At 66.5% G+C, this 16,318-nt stretch carries 12 protein-coding genes; 2 read left to right on the top strand and 10 right to left on the bottom strand.

Features of this window, described 5'->3' with window-relative positions; all coding sequences use genetic code 11:
• The 10 genes from LB572_RS32955 to LB572_RS32910 form a co-directional block, all read right to left on the bottom strand.
• A partial coding sequence (locus LB572_RS32955; protein ID WP_224670722.1) for an SWIM zinc finger family protein occupies nt 1-1,212 on the bottom strand: 1,212 nt, incomplete at its 3' end.
• Complete coding sequence (locus LB572_RS32950; protein WP_224670721.1) at nt 1,124-1,837, bottom strand: ABC transporter ATP-binding protein; 714 nt, start codon at nt 1,835-1,837, stop codon at nt 1,124-1,126. The genes LB572_RS32950 and LB572_RS32955, both read right to left, overlap by 89 nt.
• On the bottom strand, nt 1,834-3,552 hold the full coding sequence (locus LB572_RS32945) for an ABC transporter permease subunit (protein WP_224670720.1): 1,719 nt from the start codon (nt 3,550-3,552) through the stop codon (nt 1,834-1,836). Before LB572_RS32945 ends, LB572_RS32950 begins: the two co-directional genes overlap by 4 nt.
• Complete coding sequence (locus LB572_RS32940; RefSeq protein ID WP_140805032.1) at nt 3,539-4,408, bottom strand: branched-chain amino acid ABC transporter permease; 870 nt, start codon at nt 4,406-4,408, stop codon at nt 3,539-3,541. Before LB572_RS32940 ends, LB572_RS32945 begins: the two co-directional genes overlap by 14 nt.
• A 145-nt stretch (nt 4,409-4,553) precedes the next feature.
• Nucleotides 4,554-5,738 carry an ABC transporter substrate-binding protein gene (locus LB572_RS32935; RefSeq protein ID WP_224670719.1) on the bottom strand — a complete coding sequence of 395 codons (1,185 nt, stop codon included), beginning with the start codon at nt 5,736-5,738 and terminating at the stop codon, nt 4,554-4,556.
• Between the two features lie 35 nt (nt 5,739-5,773).
• Nucleotides 5,774-6,859, bottom strand: a complete 1,086-nt coding sequence (locus tag LB572_RS32930) for a CobW family GTP-binding protein (protein WP_224670718.1) — start codon at nt 6,857-6,859, stop codon at nt 5,774-5,776.
• Nucleotides 6,846-8,510, bottom strand: a complete 1,665-nt coding sequence (locus LB572_RS32925; protein WP_224670717.1) for an amidohydrolase — start codon at nt 8,508-8,510, stop codon at nt 6,846-6,848. The genes LB572_RS32930 and LB572_RS32925 overlap by 14 nt, the downstream gene beginning before the upstream one ends.
• Before the next feature lie 68 nt (nt 8,511-8,578).
• The gene (locus LB572_RS32920; protein WP_224670716.1) at nt 8,579-9,352 is read right to left on the bottom strand and encodes an SDR family NAD(P)-dependent oxidoreductase; all 774 of its coding nucleotides are present in this window, start codon (nt 9,350-9,352) and stop codon (nt 8,579-8,581) included.
• Entirely contained in the window at nt 9,349-10,146 is a 798-nt protein-coding gene (locus LB572_RS32915) for an SDR family oxidoreductase (RefSeq protein WP_224670715.1), read from the bottom strand. The genes LB572_RS32920 and LB572_RS32915 overlap by 4 nt, the downstream gene beginning before the upstream one ends.
• Nucleotides 10,147-10,149: 3 nt before the next feature.
• Nucleotides 10,150-11,544 (bottom strand): transaminase, encoded by a 1,395-nt coding sequence (locus tag LB572_RS32910; RefSeq protein ID WP_224670714.1) that lies wholly within the window; start codon nt 11,542-11,544, stop codon nt 10,150-10,152.
• Between the two features lie 158 nt (nt 11,545-11,702).
• On the opposite strand from LB572_RS32910, the gene LB572_RS32905 reads away from it, so the two are divergent.
• Both LB572_RS32905 and LB572_RS32900 read left to right on the top strand, forming a co-directional pair.
• On the top strand, nt 11,703-12,449 hold the full coding sequence (locus LB572_RS32905) for an IclR family transcriptional regulator (RefSeq protein WP_140805044.1): 747 nt from the start codon (nt 11,703-11,705) through the stop codon (nt 12,447-12,449).
• A 426-nt stretch (nt 12,450-12,875) separates the two neighbouring features.
• The gene (locus tag LB572_RS32900) at nt 12,876-16,280 is read left to right on the top strand and encodes an acyl-[ACP]--phospholipid O-acyltransferase (RefSeq protein WP_224670713.1); all 3,405 of its coding nucleotides are present in this window, start codon (nt 12,876-12,878) and stop codon (nt 16,278-16,280) included.
• The last annotated feature ends 38 nt before the right edge of the window (nt 16,281-16,318 follow it).

The following is a 16,318-nucleotide window of genomic DNA, read 5'->3' as shown; positions in this document are numbered from 1 at the left end:
CCCCCCCCCCCCCCACCGCCGGCCGGCTGAGGCCGGGAAGAAATCCAACAGGACGGCGAAACGCGGGGTCGGGCTTTTCAGATCGAGCAGCCATGTCGCGTGGCTAACGAGGCCGTCGCGGCGGGTCTCGATCTTCTCGCCCAAAACCTCCCAGTCGCTCTCGACCTGCAAGGCGTCGGGATTGGCGAGGATCTGGTCGCGCGTTTCCGATGTCGAGACCAGGCGCTTCAGCTCGGCATCGTCGGGCGCGGTACGCCACGCCTTGGCGAGCAGCACCAGCTTGCCCAACTCACGGATCGCAGCGTCCGGCCGCTCCTCGCCGCGCAGCGCCATCAGCCGCGCCGGCAATTCATCGATGCGGCCGGCCAGCGCCGTTGCCTTGAGATCAACAAGTCGTGCCGCGATGCGGCGGCAGCGCTCGCTCGAGGCGTCGACAAAGCCGGCGAGGCCGAGCCGAAGCTGGTCGGCGATCCATTGGTCAAGCTCGTCGAGCGCGGCGGAAACCGCGCTGCGCGTATCCTCGGCCCGCTTACGCTGCGCCGCCTCGCGGCGCTCGGCGGCGGCGGCGTCCTCGACGGGCGCGCTTTCCGCAGGCCGCGACGCCTCATCGATGCTTTTGCCTTCAGAGCTGGCTGCCGCCGGCGTCGGAGATTGGCCGGGCTTGCGGCGCCGACCGAGCCAGTCGTTGACCCAGTCCGGCGTCTGATCGACACGGGCGAAGCTGTCGGCTGCCGTGGCGCCGATCCAGGCCAGCGCCAGAATATGCTTGCAGGGAAATTTTCGAGAGGGACAGGTGCATTTATAGCCGTGATCGGAGGTATCGAACGCGACGCGGTACGGGTTGGACCCCGAGCCCTGGCATTCGCCCCAGATCAACGGCAGCTGTTCATGCGCTTCGAGACGGGGCCAGTTCGAGCGCTTGGTCAGATTGGCGGCAGCGCCGAGCGAGGCCTGGTCGGGCGCGAGCGCCTCGATGGTTTTCAAATCCAGCTGCAAGCCGCGCCTCACCCCCGAAGCATGATTCCGCAACGATAGATAGCCGTTTGCGGCGCGCTGGTGTAGCTCCAGCCGCCGCAAAATCGAGACATTGTCTAACGTTCCGTTGCTCTCCTGACAGTGCCGGTCAGGCCGGCACAGACGTCTCCGCACCGCCGAGATAAAGCCGGTGCAGTTCGTCCGGCGATTGCCGCAGCTTCGCGCAGTCGCCGTCATAGACGACGCGGCCGCGGCGCATGACATAGGCGCGGTTGCCGATCGACAGCGCAAGGGCGGCGAACTGCTCCACCAACACGACGGCCAGGCCATCGTCGGCGAGCTTACGCACCGCCGTCATAAGCCGCGTGACGATGACCGGGGCGAGACCGGCGGACATCTCGTCGATCAGCAGCACTTTGGGCCGGGTGAGAAGCGCTCGCGCGATGACCAGCATCTGTTGCTCGCCGCCGGAAAGCAGGCTCGCCTTCACCGCGCGGCGCTGCACCAGTTCGGGAAACAGCGCATAGGCTTCCGCGATATCGGCGCCGGGATGCAGGCTGACGTGCAAATTCTCTTCCGTCGTCAGCTGGCGGAAGACGGTGCGGCCCTGCTCGACATGGGCAAGCCCTTCGCGTGAACGGGCGCCCGGACGCGCCTTCTGCAACTCGCGGCCGTCGATGGCGATGCTGCCGGCGGCAACCGGGATGATGCCCGACAGGCCTTCGAGCAGCGTCGTCTTGCCGGCGCCATTGGCGCCGAGCACGACGCTGATCGCGCCGCTCTTGGCCACGAGATCGACCGATGTGACGACGGGTAGCTCGGCGCGATCGATCGACAGGTTGGAAACGACGAGCCTGCTCATGCCGCCACGCTCTCTTCCTCGATGCCGAGATAGGCCTTCTTCACCGCCCGCTCGCTGAGCACCTTGGCCGGCGGACCGGAGGCGATGACCTGGCCGAAGTCGAGCACGGTGACCTCCGAGCAGACCGCCCGCACCAGATCCATGTCGTGCTCGACCAAAAGCACCGCCGAGCCGAACAGTTTCGGGATCTCGGCGATGCGCTGGCCGAGCCGCAGCGTCTCCTCATGCGACTGGCCGGCCGCGGGCTCGTCAAGCAGCACGACGGCCGGGCGCGCGGCGACGACGCCGGCGACGTCGAGCAGCCGCCTGGTGCCGGCATCGACCGAAGCAACCAGCGTGTCGGGATGCGGACAGTCCAGCCAGTCGAGGATTGCCCTGGTTTCGCTTGCCGACAGGCCCTTGGCCGCCAAGGCCAGATAGCCACCGACGGTGAGCTCCGGCGCGATGCGGTTGGTCTGCCAGGTGCGGCGCACGCCCTCGCGGGCGCGCAAATGCGCCGGCACGCCTTCGAGCGGCTTACCGCCCAGCCGCACACTGCCCTGATAGGAGGCCAGGAAGCCGGCGACCGCATCGATGAAGGTCGACTTGCCGGCGCCGTTCGGGCCGATCAGGCCGGCCACGGTGCCGGCGGCAACGCTCAGGCTGACATTGTTCAGCGCGACGACGCTGCCGTAGCGCACGGTCAGACCCTCAATGGTGAGCGCCGGACCGGCGGTGCGCTCGATTGCCGCCGGCAATTCAGAGCCAGACGTGGCAGCGGTCTTCGGCGTACGCGCCGGCAGCAGCTTGCGGAACTGGCGCTGGAAGGTTTCGCTCATCGTCTCGCCGGTCGACAGCGCCTGGGTGGCACCGATGGCGAACAGCACATTGCCGATGTCCTGCGGCCAGTCGAGCCGGCGCAGGATTTCCGGGAACATCACGACGAGCAAGCCGCCGATGATCGCGCCCCCGGCGAAATGCGCGCCGGTCATCACCGACACAGCATAGAGCGAAAGCGACTGCATCATGCTGAAATTCTCGGCGACCAGCGTGCCGAGATAGCCGGCGAGCAGACCGCCGGAAATGCCGGCGACGAAGGCGCTGAGCGCGAAGGCCGTGAGCTTGGCGGTGGCGATGCTGACGCCATGCGCCGCGGCGGCGCGCTCCGAATGGCGAACCGCCAACCAGGACGCGCCGAGCCGCGAGCGGCTGATGAATTCGAGCGCCACAGCGATCGCCACATAGAACAGCAGCACGAAGACGAAATAGCCCTCGTCGCTGTCGAACAGTTCCGGCCGCGGCACCTGCAGGAAATCGGTCTGGCCGGGATAGGTCATGGTGGCAAGGATGGTGTCGAAGGCGGTGGCGAAGGAGAGCGTGACGATGGCGAGGTTGATGCCGCGCAATCGCAGCGCCGGCAGGCCGATGGCGACGCCGAACGGCACGGCGGCAAGGCCACCGACCAGGATCCACGCCGCCAGCCCGCCCGGCGCCTCGGCAAGGTTGAGATAGCCGACAGTCCAGGCGCCGACGCCGGCGAAGGACATCTGACAGAGCGCGATCATGCCGGTGCGGCCGGCGACGAGACCGAGGCTCTGCAAGGCGACACCGATGATCAGCACCGAAGTTGCCAAGAACACCCAGTAGGAGGGCAGCAGGCCGGCATAGGCGACGCCGCCGGCGATAAGCGCCACGACGATGACGATCAAGGAGGCTCTCAAGCTAGCGCGCTTCATCCCAGCGGGCCTCCCGCTGCGACCAGAGAAGAACGGCGAGCACCACCAGGAAGGGAATGGCGCTGCGATACTGGCTGACGCTGTCGATGGAGCTCGCCAGCCCTTCGACGATGCCGAGCGCGATGCCGCCGGCGAGCGTCCACCAGAAGCTGCGGAAGACGCCGATGAGCGCCGCGGCAAGCGCTGGCACCACGAGCAGGCTGAGCGTCATGAAGTTCGGTGAGCGCTGCGGCGCGATGATCATCAATGCGAAAGTGGTGAAAGCGCCGGTCATGCCCCAGACCAGCAGCGACAGGAGCTGCACGCGCACGCCGAGCAGTTCCGCCGCCATCGGCCGGTCGGCCAGCGCGCGCAGATTGAGGCCGACCTTGGTGCGGTTGAGGAAGAGGTTGGAGAGGATTGTGAACAGCACCGCGAGCCCGATGGTGAGCACCGAGGCGATGGTCACTTCGACGCCGGCGAGACGAAAGGCGGAGCCGGGGAACAGATCCGGCATGTTGTGCGGATGCTGGCCGCCGGTGAGCCGCAGCCCGACGGCGATCAGGCCGACGAGCAACGCCACCGTCACGGCCGCCTTGGTTGAAGCGCTCGCTTCGCCGAACCACCGCGTCATGATGTAGCCGATTGCGACGCCGGTCGCCGTGCCTGCCGCGATGCCCGCCAACACCGAGGGCCAGATGGGGAAGCCGGCCTCGAACAGCGCGATCAGCACGAAGGTGCCGGCGGTGCCGATCGCGGCCCCGGTGAAATTCACCACGGCGACGAGCCGGTAGGTGAAGACGGCGCAGACGCCGAGCAGGGCATAGGTGCCCCCGGCCGTCAGTCCCGCCACGGCGGATGTGAGCAATGCGTTCATTTTTTCCCAATCTGGAAGCGGGCCGGCATCGGCCCCGAATATGTGCCGAGGCCGGCGCCGCCCCTCATCGCCGTGCCCGACATTTCTCTCCGTCCACAGAGAGAAAGAGGCTGGCCATAAGAGGCGGTGCCGACGCCCGGGAGGATCACTTGGCCTGCGGCAGCACGACCCAGTCCGGCGTCTCGACCTTCCAGGCGCCGGCCTCGAGCTTCATCACCTTGGTGGCCTGCATCGGCGAATGCGTCTTGGCCTTGCCGAAGACGTAAGGCGAGCCGGCGAGCGGATTGGTGAGCGGCTGCATGTCGTGCAGCGCCTTGGCGACGCTTTCGCGCGTCACCTCGCCGTCGATGGAGGCAACCACCTTGAGGAACAGCTCGGCGGCGAGATAGCCGCCCTGCGAGAAGGCGGTGAGCGGCCGGTTTGCCTTTTGCATGTCGGCAATCCACTGCGCGTTGGCGGCCGAGTTCTTCTCGGTATAGGGCTCCCATTCGGTGCCGACATAGATCGGCTGCTTGGTATCAGCCAGCGCCTTGGCGACCTGCTCGGTGTAGCCGGGCGCCAGGAACAGCCAGTTGATGCCGGTGATCTTCTGCGCATCGACGGTCTTGATCAACTGCACCACCTGCGGCTCGACCTGATTGGTCAGCACCGCGTCGCAGCCGGCGTCGCGCGCCTTGATGACGTATGGCGTGAGATCGCCCTGGAAGGGCAGTGTCAGGTCGAGCAGGTGGATCTTCTGGCCGCTGATCTTTTCCCAGTTCTCGATCGCCTTCTTGTAGGCCTCCTGGGTGCCGCCGATGATGATGAAGAAGGCGCAGAGCTTCTTCGTCTTCAGCTCGTTGGTGGCGTAGTACGCCATCGCGGTCGACAGCGTATATGGGCCGACATTGACCGGCGCCACGTTGGGCGAGGAGAAGCAGGCGGCGTCGACGCCGAGGCCCTGCACCGAAAGGATCTTCTTGCGGCTGTAGGTGGCCGAGTTGACGGCGCAGTCGAGCAGGCTGGCCGAACCGACCAGAGCCACCGCCTCTTTGTTGTCGATCAGGTCGCGCGCGGCCTGGGCTGCCACCGCGGGGTCCGCCTTGTCGTCGGCGATCGTGTAGCCGATCTTGCAGCCATTGATGCCGCCTGCCGCGTTGACGGCATCGAAAGCGGCCTGCGTCGCCTTCGGCACTTCCGAGAAATCGGCCGGGCCGGTGACGGTCGACACGGCGCCGACCTTGATGGCGCCGTCCTTGCAGGTCGGGCCGGCGGCCGACGCCGTGCCGGCCATGGCGGCAAGGCCGATGCCGGCAAATGCTGCTGAGAGCAGTCTCGATTTCCAATGCATGTTCATTCTCCCATTTTTGTCATGCGTTATTGGTTTCAGGCGGCGGCGAGCACGGGCGAAGCGAGGCTCGCGGCGTCGATCGCGGCGAACTTCACCAGCGTGCGGGCAATGGTCTCGCGCTCGATGTCGCGGACGATGAACACCAGCCGGGTGCGGCGGTCCGCCGACGGCCAGCGGTCGAGCCGCGCCGGCGGATGAAAGACATGCTGGACGCCGTGCAGCACAAGCGGTCGCTCGGGATCGTCCGTCGTGCGCACGAGGCCCTTGAAGCGCAGCAGGTCCTCGCCCTTCAGCGCCGCGACATAGTCGAGCCAGCGGGCGAAGGCGCCCCACTCGACTGGCTTGTCGATGACGAAGCTGAAAGTCCGGATGCCGTGATGGGTGTCGTGATGATGATCGTGACCATGGTGGCAGTCCGGTCCGCAGCCATGGTCGTGATGATCAGCCGCTTCGAGCCGCCCGGCGATGCGGGTCACATCCGCTGCGTCAGCAGGCAGGCTCGCCAGCAGATCGAGGTCGACTTCGCCGTTGCGGGCAATGGTTTGCTCGACGGCCGGCGCCAAATGCTCCAGTTGCTGCAGCATATCGCCGAGTGCCTCGTTCGAGACGAGATCGGTCTTTGTGATCAGCAGCCGGTCGGCGACGGCGACCTGCTTGGCTGCTTCCGGGTGACGGTGAAGCGTGGCCGCGCCATTCACCGCATCGACGGTGGTAACCACACTTCCGATGCGAAAGCGAGTCATGAGCTCAGCTTCGGCCATCAGCGTGTGCAGGATCGGCGCCGGATCGGCGAGGCCGGTCGTCTCGATGATCACCTGCGAAAGCGGTGGCGTTTCGCCGGCACGGCTCTTAGCGTCGAGCTCCTTCAGCGTGGCGACCAGATCGCCGCGCACGGTGCAGCAGATGCAACCATTGTCGAGCAGCGTGAACTGTTCTTCGCTGGCCTCGATCAGCAAATGATCGAGCCCGACGGCGCCGAACTCGTTGACGATCACGGCGGCACCTGCCAGCGAGGGCTGGCGCAGCAAGCAGTTGAGCACGGTCGTCTTGCCGCTGCCGAGGAAGCCGGTGAGCACGGTCACCGGGATCTTTGCATCGCTCGAAGGATCAGGCGCGCTCATAGACCACCCTCCCCTCGAACCAGGTCGTCAGCACTTTTGTGTCGGCGAGATCGTCGGCCGGCGTCTCCAGCACGTTGCGATCGAGCACGATGAGATCGGCCGATTTGCCGATCTCGATCGAGCCGACGGTGTCGGCGAGGCCGATGGCGCGGGCGGAATTGATGGTGAAGATCTCGAGCGCCGTGGCGACGTCGATCGCCTGCTCCGGCCAGAGCGCGGCGCCCGGAAACTCACCGCTCGGGTTGCGGCGCGTCACGAGGCCTTCGATGCCGTCCCATGGATCGGGATTCGGCATCACCGGCCAGTCGGAACCGCCGGCAAGCAACGCGCCGGCGGCGAGCAAATCCCTGTTCGGCCAGAAACGCAGCGCGCGCGCCTCGCCCATGGTCTGCTTGTGGCCTTCGAGGAAGCTCGTCGGATACCACAGGAAGGGCGAGAGATCGGCGACGACGCCAAGCTCGGCGAAGCGGGCGATGTCGTCCGGCGCGATGTAGCTCGCATGCGCGATGTGATGCATCACCTTCGTCGAGCCGTTGAAGGAGCGCACGACATCGATCGCGTCGAGCGCCTGGCTGACGGCGGCATCGCCGGCGCAGTGGATCTTCACGCCGAGGCCGAGCTTCTCGCATTTGCCGACCCACCGGATCAGCTCCGGCACGGTGACGATGGTCGAGCCGCGGAAGCAGCAGCCGAGCACCGGGTCCTTGGTGTAGGGCTCGTGGAAGGCGGCGGTGCGGGCGCCCGGCACGCCGTCGAGGAAGATCTTTACGAAATCTGGCTTGGCGTGAACGCCGCGATATTGCTCACGCAGGGCGATCAGCTCGTCGCCGGCAATGCCGAACATGAAGGACGGCTCGACCGCCGGCATGGCCGAGACGGACCAAGCGGTCAGCTCGCCGCGATCGTCGAGGCCCTTCAGCGCCGCGAGGATCGGCTGCATGGCGGCGGCGTCGAGGAATGCGGTGACGCCGTAGGAGTTGAGCGTCGCGATCGAGCGCGCCATCGCGGCGCGGTCCATCTCTTCGGTGTAATGGCCGGACTGCGCGATGGTGCGCTCGACGATGCCGGCGGCGGATTCGATCATCATGCCGGTCAGCGCGCCGGTCGCCGGATCGCGGCCGATCGAACCCTTCTCCGGATCGGGCGACGAAGCGGACAGGCCGGCCAGGCCAAGCGCCTGCGAGTTGACCCAGCGGTTGTGATAGGTGTCGTCGCGCAGCATCACTGGCCGACCCTGGCTGACACGGTCGAGCACCGCCAGCGCTTCCAACCGATTGAGCTTCGGCAGGAGATCGCTGCCCCATTGGCCACCGATGATCCAGGAGCCTTCCGGCGCCTTGGCCGCCGCCTCGCCGACGCGCGCGATCAGCGTCTCGAAGCTCGCGGTCGGCGGGAAGCGCAATTCGAAAAGCTCGGCCTGGCCGCCCATCATCAGATGCGCATGCACGTCGACGATGCCCGGCATCATCATCGCGCCCTTGAGATCGACGACGCGGGTGGCGGTGTCTATCAGCGCGGCGACATCGGCGCCCTCGCCAACCGCGACGATGCGGCCGCCCTTGACGGCGACGGCCGAGGCCCAGGGCCGCCTGCGGTCGAGCGTATAGATGCGGCCATTGGTGAAAACCAGGTCGGCACTTCTGTCGGGCATTTTTTCTCCTCCACTCCCGCCGGCCGGCACCTCCACGCGCCAACGGACAGGCGAAACTTCAGATCACGTCACACCGCCCTGTTTTGCGTCGGCGCACGGCCGCCACCATCCGCGACCAGCACCGCGCCGGTGACGAAGGACGCTTCGTCGGACGCAAGGAACAGGCAGCAGGAGGCGATCTCTTCAGGTTCGGCGATGCGGCGCAAAGCGATGCGGTTGGTCAGCGCCTTGAACTCGTCCTCCGGCGTCGAGCCGTTGGCGCCTGCGGCGACCTTCATCTCGTAGACGCTCATCGGCGTGCGCACCCAGCCAGGCGCCACCGCGTTGGCGCGGATGCCGTCGACGCCATGCGCGAAGGCAAGCGAGCGCGTATAGGAAACGAGCGCCGCCTTGCTTGCCGAATAAGCGGCGTTCTGGCCGCTGGCGTTGAAGGCGCCGACTGAGGCGATGTTGACGATCGCGCCGCCGCGCGCCTTGAGCATCGGGAGTGCCGCGCGGCAGACCATCATCGCGCCGGTGACGTTGACGGCAAAGCTCTTCGCCCAGGTCTCGTCGCTCAGTGTTTCCGGCTCGTCGAGGATCATGACGCCGGCGGCGTTGACGACGATATCGAGGCGCCCACCACAGGCTTCGATCGCGCGGGCAATATCGCCGGCGTCGGTGATGTCGCCGCGCACGGCAGTGCCGCCACTCGCCGTGGCCGCTTCCTCCAGCACCTCGCCGCCATGGCCGAATGCGACGATTTTCGCGCCGTGGCGGCGGAACAGCTCGGCGGTGGCGCGGCCCATGCCGGTGGCGGCGCCCGTCACCAGGGCCGTGCGGCCTTCCAGGCGGCGGCTCATGCGAGCCCCCAGTGCCGCTCGACGGCATATCCGGTCTCCGGCAAGGTCGAGCCGCCGTCGACTACGATGGTCTGGCCGGTGGTGTATTTCGCCTGGCTCGAAGCGAGATAGAGCATCGCGTAGGCGATGTCGTCGGCCTCGCCGAGACGGCCCATCGGGATGAACTGCCCCAGACGGTCAGCCACCTCAGGCTTGCTCATCGTGCCGCGCCCGGGCTTGGCGATGAAGCCCGGCTCGACGCCGTTGACGGTGATGCCGTCGCGCGCGAACTCGAAGGCGGCGCCACGAATGAAGGCGTTGACGCCGGCCTTAGCCGCCGAATAATGCGCGCCGCCGGCCATCGCCACGCGCGCCGAGACCGATGAAGTGACCAGGATGCGGCCGAAGCCGTTGGCGCGCATCGCAGGCGCTGCCGCCTGCGCCAGCCAGAAGCAGGCTTTTAGATTGATAGACAGCGCCTCGTCGAGCTTGTCCTCGTCGAGCTCCTCGACCGATGCCCAGGGGCAGCCGCCGGCATTGTGGACGACGATGTCGAGCCGGCCGGATTTGCGCACAACATCGCCGACCAGCGCGTGCAGCGCCGCGCGATCCAGCCCGGCAAGCGTGACGGCGCGGGCGGAGAGGTCGCGCGCCGACAGTTCGGCGGCAAGCGCCTCGGCGACGTCGAGCGTTCGATTGGCGATCACCACCGAGGCGCCGGCCTCGGCAAAGCGGGTGACGATTGCCGCGCCGATCCCGCGCCCGCCGCCGGTCACCAGCGCCACCTTGCCCGAGAGGTCGAACGGGGTCGCCATCGCTCAGACGACGCCCGCGCCGCCGACGAGATCGACGAAACGGCCGAAGACCTCCGTGTGGCGGTCGACATCGGCCGGCAACGTCGCCGGGCACATCAGGAACATGGTGTGGAACGGCGTCACCAGTATGCCTTCGTTCATGTAGAAGGCGTGCAACAGCGTCTCGAGGTCGCCACGCCGGCCGGCGATGACGTCGGCGCCGCTCATCGGGGGGTTCGGCATGAACATGATCTCGGCGCGAGCGCCGGTCTGCGTCACATGCCACGGCAATCTGTTGTCGGCGATGATTTTGCGCGCGGCTTCGGCAAGGCGCGTGGCGTTGGCGATCATCAGCTCGAAATTGGCCGGCGTCAGCACCTCTTCCAGCACCGCGCGCATGGTGGCGACGGTGAGCGCGTTGCCGGCCAGCGTGCCGCCGATGCCGAGATGCGCCGACTGGCGCACGCGCGGATTGACCATCGGCACGATCTTCCAAAGCCGCTCGGCGATAGCCTGCGAGACGCCGAAGATGCCGGCCGGAATGCCGCCGGCGATCGCCTTGCCAGCCACCAGTATATCCGGCTCCAGCCCGTGCAGCGCGGTGTAGCCGCCGGGGCCGCTGGAGATGGTGTGCGTCTCGTCGATGATCAGCACCGTGCCGGTGCGGCGGGTGATCTCGCGCAGTGCCGTGTGAAAACCATCGGCGACCGGTATCATGCCGAAATTGGTCATCAGCGGCTCGGTCAGCACGCAGGCGACGTCGCCATGCGACAGCGCTTCCTCGAGCGCCGCGACGTCGTTGAACTCGACCACCCGGGAGACGGCCGAATGGTCGACGCCGTTCGGGTGGATCATGTTGCGCATGCCGATCTTGCCGTCGCGGATCTCGACATGCGCCTCCTCGACGCCGCCGTGATAGCAGCCGGAAAAGACCAGCACCTTGGGACGGCCGGTGATCATGCGCGCGATGCGGATGGCGCCGCGATTGGCATCGGTGGCGGACGTAGTCAGGGTCCAGTAAGGCAGGCCGAAGCGGCGCGTCAGCTCGGCGCCGACCCAGAGGCTGTCCTCGGTGGGCAGCATCATCGTCGTGCCGTTCTGCAACTGGTGGAGCGCCGCGCGCGTCACCGCTTCGGGCGCGTGGCCGCACATGCCGCCGGTGTCGCCAAGCGCGAAGTCGACATAGTCGCGGCCGTCGATGTCGCGGATGTGCGCGCCACGCGCCGAAGCGGCATAGACCGGGAAGCCGCCGGCCCAGCGGCGCATCCAATGCGACGGCCCGCCATAGAGGAAATGCGTCTTGCCCTCTTCCCAGGCAGCGGCCGAGCGCGGATGCGTGTCGAGGAACCGCGCCTGCTCGCGGTCGAGCAAGTCTTCGATCGTTGCGGATTGCAAAGCGGTCTTGCTGGCGGCCGTCACGGCGCTGAACTCTCCCTGACGCGCAAAATTTCGGGGCGCGTAGCCGTTCCCAATCGGTTCACTATTTGAACCAGTGTTTTGTATGTTATAGGCACACTGAAGGCAGAAAGGGCGCCTGTCAAGTTAATTCACATGCGAAGTATCTTGGAGAACGGACGATGAGCACGGTGGGCAAGGCGGTGTCGCTGCTGGAGCTGTTCACGCTGCACGAGCCGGAGATCGGCCTCTCAGACCTCGCCCGCCGCGCCGGCCTCGACAAGGCGACCGCCAGGCGGCTTCTGATGGCGCTTGCCGCGCACCGGCTGATCGAGCAGGAGCCGCGGAGTCGCCGCTACCGGCTGGGCGCCGGCCTGTCGCGGCTCGCCCGCATCCGCGACGCGCATTTCCCCTTCGTGCGGCTGGCCGCGCCGGTCATTCGCGAGCTGTCGCTTGAAACCGGCGAGACGGTGCATCTGTCCGAGTTCAGCGCCGGCGCGCTGCTGACGCTGCATGTCGAGCTGTCGGCCAAGGCCAACCGCGTCAATGTCGATGTCGGCCAGGTGCTGCCGCTGCATGGGACGGCGTCGGGCATCGCCTTCCTCGCCGCCTCGCGCCTGGAAGCGGTCGGCGCCTATCTGGAAAAGCCGCTGCAGGCCTTCACCGCGTTCACGATGACCCAGCCGGATGACCTTGTGAAAGCCATCGCGCTTGCCGCTTCACGCGGCTATTCGCGCAGCGCCCAGGGCTATGAGGAAGGCGTGCACAGCATAGGCGCGGCCATCCTCGGCGCCGACGGCCAACCGATCGGCACGCTGGCCGTCGCCTCCCCCGTCTCGCGCGTCGACGACGCGACAGCGGCCGGACAAGGCGAGGCGGCAGTCAGGGCAGCCCGGCTGATCTCGGCGCGGCTGACCGGCGAGGCGTGAAACGCCGGGCGCGTTCGAAGCTTCGGATCCCTGCTTTCCTCATTCTTAACCTATCCGATTCGAGTTATGAACGTCGTTCATTTTTATGTTGAACATCGTTCAAGATGTGCTATGTTGCGTATATGAACAATGTTCACTGGATTGTATCCGGCCTGAAACAGACCGCCTCCGATCCGGCTTAACGCTGAAACGAAAGGATCATATCGATGCTCGCCGACAGCCATGCCCGCAAACAGTCGAGTGCCTGGAAGGCCTGGAGACCAATCATGGACGACAGATTCCATGCACCAAGAACAAGAAACAAATGGATTGGCATCAATCGCAGTAACGAAGCTTAACCGCTTCCCGCTAAACAAGGCTCAAACCGCGCAAGTGTCCGCCCAGTCCTGCCGGATTGCCAGACGGCCTTGCCCAATGGAAATTGCCATGAACACCCATCTGATGATGTCGCGGCGCTTCGCGCCTCTCTTCTGGACGCAATTCCTCTCGGCCTTCAACGACAATTTCCTGAAGAACACGCTGGTGTTCCTCATTCTCTTCACGCTGGCGAAGGATCAGGCCGCATCGCTGGTGACGCTGGCCGGCGCCATTTTCATGGCCCCCTTCCTGCTGCTTTCGGCGCTGGGCGGCGAGATCGCCGACCGCTTCGACAAGGCGCTGATCGCGCGGCGGCTGAAATTCACCGAGATCGCCGCGGCCGCCGTCGCCGTTGTCGGCATCGCCCTGTCCTCTATTCCCGTGCTGATGACGGCGCTCTTGATGTTCGGCGTCATCTCGGCGCTGTTCGGGCCGATCAAATACGGCATCCTGCCGGATCATCTCGAGCGCAAGGAATTGCCCAAGGCCAATGCCTGGATCGAGTCGGCCACCTTCGCGGCGATCCTGGGCGGCACCATCGCCGGCGGCGTCGTCTCCGCCGACGGCATCGGCGTTTGGGTGTTCGGGCCGATCATGATGGCCTTGGCCGTCGGCTGCTGGTTCGTCAGCCGCTACATCCCTTCCACAGGCTCGGCCGCCCCGAACCTTGTCATCGACAAGAACATCTTCCGTTCGACCTGGCGGCAAGTCAGCGACTTGCGCACCGACACGCGCATCTGGCGCGCCGGCCTGATGACCTCGTGGTTCTGGCTGGTCGGCGCCATCGTGCTTTCGATCCTGCCGGCAATGATCAAGGATTCGCTCGGCGGCAACGAGATCGCGGTCACCGCCTATCTTGCCGTGTTCGCCGTCTCGATCGCCATCGGCTCGGCCATCGCAGCCTGGATGTCGCAAGGTCGCATGGTGCTCCTGCCCGCACCGGTCGGCACGGCGCTGCTCGCGCTCTTCGGCCTGCATCTGGCCTGGACCATCGGCAGCATGCAGCCCTCGCCTCGGGCCGAGACGCTTTCCGCCTTCTTCGCCGGGCCGAACACCATCCGTGTCGCCATCGACCTCGCCGGCATGGCCATTGCCGCCGCCTTCCTGGTGGTGCCGACTTTCGCCGCCGTGCAGGCCTGGTCGCCCGAGGCACGCCGCGCCCGCGTCGTTGCCGCGGTCAGCATCGTCAATGCCGGCTTCATGACCGTCGGCGGCATCCTCGTCGCGGCGATCCAGGCCGCTGGCGTCTCGATCGCGGGCATCCTGTTCGGCCTCGTCGTCGCCAACGCGATCGCCGCCTGGCTGATGCTGAAATTCCTGCCGACCAATCCGTTCCGCGATTTCGTCTCGATCCTGTTCCGCGCCTTCCTGCGGCTGGAGGTCGAGGGCATCGAGAACCTCAAGGCGGCCGGCAAGGCGCCGATCCTGGCGCTCAACCATGTCAGCTTCCTCGACGGCCCGCTGGCGCTGACGCTGACCGACGAGGAGCCGGTGTTCGCCATCGACTACACGATCGCCCAGGCCTGGTGGATGAAGCCGTTCATGAAGCATGCCCGCGCTTTGCCGCTCAATCCGGCCAAGCCGATGTCGACCCGCACCCTTATCAAGATCGTGCAGGGCGGCGATCCGCTGGTCATCTTCCCGGAAGGCCGTATCACCGTCACCGGCGGCCTGATGAAGATCTATGATGGCGCCGCAATGGTCGCCGACAAGACCGGCTCGATGGTGGTGCCGGTGCGCATCGACGGGCTGGAGAAGAGCTACTTCTCGCGGCTCTCCTCGCAGCATGTGCGCCGCCGCCTGTTCCCGAAGGTCAAGGTGACCATCCTGGAGCCGGTGAAGCTCGAAGTGCCGCAGGAACTGAAGGGCCGCCAGCGCCGCGCCGCCGCCGGTTCCGCGCTCTACCAGGTGATGTCGGACCTCGTCTTCCGCACCCAGGACATCAACAAGACGGTGCTGGAGAAGATCATCGAGACGGCCAACGAGCGCGGCATGAAAGAACTCGCCGTGCAGGATCCGGTCACCGGTTCGCTGAGCTACGGCAAGCTGCTCACCGGCGCCGCGGTGCTCGGCGAGAAGTTCGAGCACCTCTATCGCGACCAGCAGACGCTTGGCATCATGCTGCCCAACGCCAACGGCGCCTGCGCAGCACTTCTCGGCGTCATGTCGGCCGGCAAGGTTCCGGCGATGATCAACTTCACCGCGGGTGCGGCGAACATCCTGTCGGCCTGCAAGGCGGCCGAGGTGCGTACCGTGCTCACCTCCCGCGCCTTCGTCGAACAGGCAAAGCTCGGGCCGATGGTCGAGGAGATCGGCCGCTCGGTCGACATCGTCTGGCTCGACGACCTGCGCGCCACGATCGGCCTCAAGGACAAGCTGCTCGGCCTGTTGCGCAAGGCGACGCCGCGGGTGGCACGCAAGGCGGACGATCCGGCGGCGATCCTGTTCACCTCGGGCTCGGAAGGCACGCCGAAGGGCGTGGTGCTCACCCACCGCAACATCCTTGCCAACGCCGCCCAGGCTGCCTCGCGCATCGACTTCCATTCGGGCGACAAGGTGTTCAACGTGCTGCCGATCTTCCACTCCTTCGGCATGACGGCGGGCACGGTGCTGCCGCTGATCTCGGGCGTGCCGGTCTATTTCTACCCCTCGCCGCTGCACTACCGCATCGTGCCGGAACTGATCTATGCCTCGAACGCGACGATCATCTTCGGTACCGATACGTTCCTCGCCGGCTATGCCCGCACGGCGCACCCTTACGACTTCCGTTCGGTGCGCTACTGCTTCGCCGGCGCCGAGCCGGTCAAGGCCGCGACGCGCACGACCTATATGGAGAAATTCGGCCTGCGCATCCTGGAAGGCTATGGCGTGACCGAAACCGCGCCGGTGATCGCCATCAACACGCCGATGTACAACAAGTCGGGCAGCGTCGGCAAAATCATGCCCGGCATGGAGTACCGGCTGGAGCCAGTGCCCGGTGTCGACGAGGGCGGCCGGCTGTTCGTGCGCGGCCCCAACGTCATGGCCGGCTACCTGCGCGCCGAGAATCCGGGCGTGATCGAGCCGCTGAAAGACGGCTGGCACGACACCGGCGACGTCGTCACCGTCGACGATGCGGGCTTCATCTCGATCCGCGGCCGCGCCAAGCGCTTCGCCAAGATCGCCGGCGAGATGGTTTCGCTGGCCGCGATCGAGGCGCTGGCCGGCGAACTCTGGAAAGGCTCGCCGTCGGCCGTCGCCACGGTGCCGGACGCACGCAAGGGCGAGAAGCTGATCCTGATCACGGAAGCTTCCGGAGCCACCCGCGCCGACTTCCTGGCCTTCGCCAAGGCGAACGGCGCCATGGACCTGATGGTGCCGGCCGAAGTGCGCGTCGTGCCGAAGGTGCCGGTGCTCGGTTCGGGCAAGCTCGACTTCGCCGGCGTGACCAGGATGGTGCGCGGCGAGGAAGAGCTGAAGGTCAAGGCCGCCTGATCCAAACCTACGAACAGGCCGGCGACAAACGCCTGCCT

It is taken from the genome of Mesorhizobium sp. BH1-1-5 (genome assembly GCF_020165615.1).
GTDB lineage: Bacteria > Pseudomonadota > Alphaproteobacteria > Rhizobiales > Rhizobiaceae > Mesorhizobium.
This window is presented reverse-complemented; position numbering and strand designations above follow the sequence as displayed.